Genomic DNA, 3480 nt, shown 5'->3' with positions numbered 1-3480 from the left:
CGTCACGTGAGCGAGAACAGCGAGACCCCCGACGACGGCACGGCCACCGGGCCGTCCGAGCCCGCGGCGGCCTCGGCCGGCGCCGCCGCGACCCCGCAGGGCCCGCAGCCCGAGCCGCTGCGCTTCTTCGGCACCACCTGGCTCCACCACGACGGCCACTACGGTCTGCGCCGCGCCGGAGCGGCCGTCGGCTCGCTCGCCGCGGCCGTCGCCTCCTGCTTCGTCCTGCGCTTCGCCTTCCAGGGCCTGGAGATCGCCGACATCGGCGGCTTCGTCGGCGTCCTGGTCGTCGCGATGTTCGCCATCTGCAGCGCCATCGCCTTCCGCAAGACCTGGGAGGGCTTCGGCAGCCGCCCGGCCGACCCCGCCCGCGAGGAGAACCTGCGCGGCCTCAAGGCCATCGGCTTCGTCGGCTCCCTGCTCGCGTACTTCTTCCGTACGTTCACCGAGGCGCCCGGCGAGAAGCTGCGGCGCGCGGAGTACGAGGAGGCCGTCGCCCGGTACGAGAAGCGCCGCTCCGCCCGTACCGGCAACCCGGCCGGCCGCAGGTCCGGCAAGGGCAGGAAGCCCCGCCGCCGCTAACCACCCGCATCACCACCACACCCTCAAGGGGCCGCGCAGACGCGCGGCCCCTTGACGCGTCGTGCCCCGGCGACAAGAATTCATCACATGATGAATTCTTCGGGCAGTGCCGTCGAGGCCCGTGGCCTCACCGTCGTACGCGGCAGCCGCACCGTCCTCCAGGGCCTCGACTTCACGGTCGAACCCGGCAGGATCACCGGCCTCCTCGGCCCCTCCGGCTGCGGCAAATCCACCCTCATGCGCGCCGTCGTCGGCACCCAGGCCAAGGTGACCGGCACGCTCACGGTGCTCGGCAGCCCCGCCGGTCACCCCTCCCTGCGCCCCCGCGTCGGCTACGTCACGCAGGCGCCCTCCGTCTACACCGACCTCACCGTCCGGCAGAACCTCGACTACTTCGCGGCGATCCTCCGGCCGGGCCGCGCACACCGCGACGAGCGCCGCGCCGCCGTCACCCGGGCGCTCGCCGAAGTGGACCTGACCAGCCACGAGGACGCCCTGGCCGGCAACCTCTCCGGCGGCCAGCGCACCCGCGTCTCGCTCGCCGTCGCCCTCCTCGGCACCCCCGACCTGCTCGTCCTCGACGAACTCACGGTCGGCCTGGACCCGGTCCTGCGCCGCGACCTGTGGCAGCTGTTCCACACCCTGGCGGCCGAACGCGGCACCACGCTGCTCATCTCCTCGCACGTCATGGACGAGGCCGAACGCTGCCACCGGCTGCTCCTGATGCGCGAGGGCCGCGTCCTCGCCGACGACACCCCCGAGGCGCTGCGCGCCACCGCCGGCACCGACACCGTCGAAGCCGCCTTCCTCCACCTGGTCGACGCGGCCGCCCACCGCAAGGAGAACGACCGATGACCACCACCGACACCGCCCTCGCCGCTCCCGCCGGGAGCGCGCCGCCGCTGAGCCCGGCCCGCACCCTGGCCACCGCCGCCCGCGTCCTGCGCCAGCTCGCCCACGACCCCCGCACGGTCGTGCTGCTCCTGCTGGTCCCGGTCGTCCTGATCACGCTGCTGCGGTACGTCTTCGACGGCAGCCCGCGCACCTTCGACTCCATCGGGGCCTCGCTGCTCGGCATCTTCCCGCTGATCACGATGTTCCTGGTGACGTCGATCGCCACCCTGCGCGAACGCACCTCGGGCACCCTGGAGCGCCTGCTCGCCATGCCGCTCGGCAAGGGCGACCTGATCGCCGGTTACGCGCTCGCCTTCGGCGCCGTCGCCGTACTGCAGTCGGCCCTGGCCACCGGCCTGTCGGTGTGGGCCCTCGGTCTGGACGTCATGGGCTCGCCCTGGCTGCTGCTCCTGGTGGCCCTGCTCGACGCGCTGCTCGGCACGGCCCTCGGCCTGTTCGTCTCGGCGTTCGCGGCGTCCGAGTTCCAGGCCGTGCAGTTCATGCCCGCGGTGATCTTCCCGCAGCTGCTGCTCTGCGGCCTGTTCGTGCCGCGCGACCGGATGGCCCCGTTCCTGGAGGCCGTCTCGGACGTGCTGCCCATGTCGTACGCCGTGGACGGCATGAACGAGGTGCTCCGGCACGCCGACGTGACCGGTGCCTTCGTCCGCGACGTCCTGATCGTGGCGGGCAGCGCGCTGCTGGTGCTGGGCCTCGGTGCCGCCACGCTCCGGCGCCGCACGGTGTGAGGGGGCGGTGCGAAGATGGCGCCGACGAGCCCTGAGCACCGCGCACATCGAGCACCGCCCGGAAGGTGAACGGCATGAGCCAGACAGTTGCAGTCCTCGGTACCGGCAAGATCGGCGAGGCCCTGCTCAGCGGGGTGATCCGGGGCGGCTGGCGCCCGGCGGACCTGCTGGTCACCACCCGCCGCTCGGACCGGGCCGCCGAACTGCGCGACCGCTACGGCGTGGAGGCCGTCAGCAACGCCGAGGCGGCGAAGCGGGCCGACATCCTCATCCTCGCGGTCAAGCCGCAGGACATGGGCCGCCTCCTGGACGAGCTGGCCCCGCACCTCACGGCGGACCGGCTGGTGGTGAGCGCGGCGGCCGGCATCACGACCGCGTTCATCGAGGAGCGCCTGAGCGCGGGTACGCCGGTCGTACGCGTCATGCCGAACACGCCGGTCCTGGTGGACGAGGGCATGTCCGTCATCTCGGGCGGCAGCCACGCGACGGGCGAGCACCTCGCCGCGGCGGAGGCCATCTTCAAGGGCGTCGGCAAGACCCTGCGCGTCCCGGAGTCCCAGCAGGACGCGGCCACCGCCCTGTCCGGCTCGGGCCCGGCGTACTTCTACTTCCTGGTGGAGGCGATGACGGACGCGGGCATCCTGCTCGGCCTGCCGCGCGCCCAGGCCCACGACCTGATCGTGCAGGCCGCGATCGGCGCCGCCGTGATGCTCCGGGACAGCGGCGAGCACCCGGTGAAGCTCCGCGAGGCCGTCACCAGCCCGGCCGGCACGACCATCAGCGCCATCCGCGAGCTGGAGAACCACGGGGTACGGGCAGCCCTCATCGCCGCCCTCGAAGCGGCCCGCGACCGCAGCCGCGAGCTGGCCTCCGGCAACGGCTGACCGCGCCCCCACGACATGGGCAACCCTTGGGTTGACACACCGCCTCCCGGTACGTAGTGTGCTCCGAGTTGTCCGACGTGAGCGCCGACCCCGGTCGGTCCCCGGACAGCCATTCCGCAGTAACCACAACGAGCACGCGACAGCTGTCGCATGCCTTGCTGTGCGCATATGCGAAATGAGGAATCCGCGTTCGAAGGAACGCGACCCCGATTAGCGTCGGGGCCCAGGATTCCGCTAATGTCTCACTCGTCGGAACGGCCCAACGGCCGGGAGGACAAGCCCCGCTGACTGGGAATCAGGCCCGAAAGGATCTGATAGAGTCGGACTCGCCGGAAAGGGAAACGCGAAAGCGAAGACCTGGAAAGCGAAAAACG

The 3480-nt window shown here is 72.1% G+C and carries 4 protein-coding genes; all 4 read left to right on the top strand.

Annotated elements, in window-relative coordinates:
• The first annotated feature begins 6 nt into the window (after window positions 1-6).
• The 4 genes from MHW47_RS33575 (at window position 7) to proC (ending at window position 3106) form a co-directional block, all read left to right on the top strand.
• Complete coding sequence (locus MHW47_RS33575; protein ID WP_239227627.1) at window positions 7-582, top strand: hypothetical protein; 576 nt, start codon at window positions 7-9, stop codon at window positions 580-582.
• Between the two features lie 87 nt (window positions 583-669).
• Entirely contained in the window at window positions 670-1437 is a 768-nt protein-coding gene (locus tag MHW47_RS33570; protein WP_239227626.1) for an ABC transporter ATP-binding protein, read from the top strand.
• Window positions 1434-2222 (top strand): ABC transporter permease, encoded by a 789-nt coding sequence (locus MHW47_RS33565; RefSeq protein WP_239227625.1) that lies wholly within the window; start codon window positions 1434-1436, stop codon window positions 2220-2222. Before MHW47_RS33570 ends, MHW47_RS33565 begins: the two co-directional genes overlap by 4 nt.
• Window positions 2223-2296: 74 nt before the next feature.
• Window positions 2297-3106, top strand: a complete 810-nt coding sequence (gene proC, locus MHW47_RS33560) for a pyrroline-5-carboxylate reductase (RefSeq protein ID WP_239227624.1) — start codon at window positions 2297-2299, stop codon at window positions 3104-3106.
• Window positions 3107-3480: the final 374 nt, after the last annotated feature.

The sequence above is a fragment of the Streptomyces sp. OfavH-34-F genome (genome assembly GCF_022347745.1).
Classification (GTDB): Bacteria; Actinomycetota; Actinomycetes; order Streptomycetales; family Streptomycetaceae; genus Streptomyces.
This window is presented reverse-complemented; position numbering and strand designations above follow the sequence as displayed.

Bases quoted from the DNA above. Each gene is read 5' to 3' on its own strand.
- proC (WP_239227624.1), top strand. From the start codon at position 2,297: ATGAGCCAGACAGTTGCAGTCCTCGGTACCGGCAAGATCGGCGAGGCC.
- MHW47_RS33565 (WP_239227625.1), top strand. From the start codon at position 1,434: ATGACCACCACCGACACCGCCCTCGCCGCTCCCGCCGGGAGCGCGCCG.
- MHW47_RS33570 (WP_239227626.1), top strand. From the start codon at position 670: ATGATGAATTCTTCGGGCAGTGCCGTCGAGGCCCGTGGCCTCACCGTC.